This window comes from Oleiphilus sp. HI0066 (assembly GCF_001635725.1).
Map to the genome: position 1 here is coordinate 1 of NZ_LWFH01000242.1, position 693 is coordinate 693.

Consider the following 693-nt stretch of genomic DNA (forward strand, 5'->3'; position numbering starts at 1 on the left):
AGTATATCTGCTGAGTAATGCAGAAAAGAGCTTCAAGTCTCCGAACTGGATGATTCCAAAGCCAATGCATAACGATGGCAACTACATTGTCAGCCTGGGTAACGTTGTACGCTGGTTAGGCGAGCAAGCTGAAGCACTTGAAGTTGAAGTCTACCCTGGCTTCCCTGCCGCTCAGCTAATCATTGAAGACGATGTTGTAAAAGGCATCATCACTGGCGATATGGGCCTAAACGAAGAAGGCGAGCAAACTGAGAGCTACATGCCTGGCATGGAGCTACGTGCTAAATACACGATCTTTGCAGAAGGCTGTCGTGGCCACTTAGGTAAAGAGTTGATTGCTAAGTTCGAGCTAGATAAAGATAGCGATGCACAACACTACGGCATCGGCATCAAAGAACTATGGGACATCCCTGCTGAGCAACACCAAGAAGGTCTTGTTGTTCACGGCGCAGGCTGGCCACTCAACGAGTCTAATTCGACAGGCGGTTTCTTCCTTTATCATGGCGAAAACAACCAGGTTGTTGTTGGCCTGATCACTGACTTGAGTTACTCAAATCCTCACGTTAGCCCATTTGATGAGTTCCAACGCATGAAGCACCACCCAGTGCTCGCCAAGCACCTTGAAGGTGGTAAGCGTGTTTCTTACGGCGCACGTGCAATTACTAAAGGCGGTTTTAACGCACTTCCTAAAAT

The 693-nt window shown here is 48.1% G+C and carries 1 protein-coding gene; it reads left to right on the top strand.

Features of this window, described 5'->3' with window-relative positions; genetic code table 11:
* Nucleotides 1–693: NAD(P)/FAD-dependent oxidoreductase (locus A3738_RS30490; RefSeq protein ID WP_197473561.1), on the top strand; the 693-nt coding region annotated here is incomplete at both ends.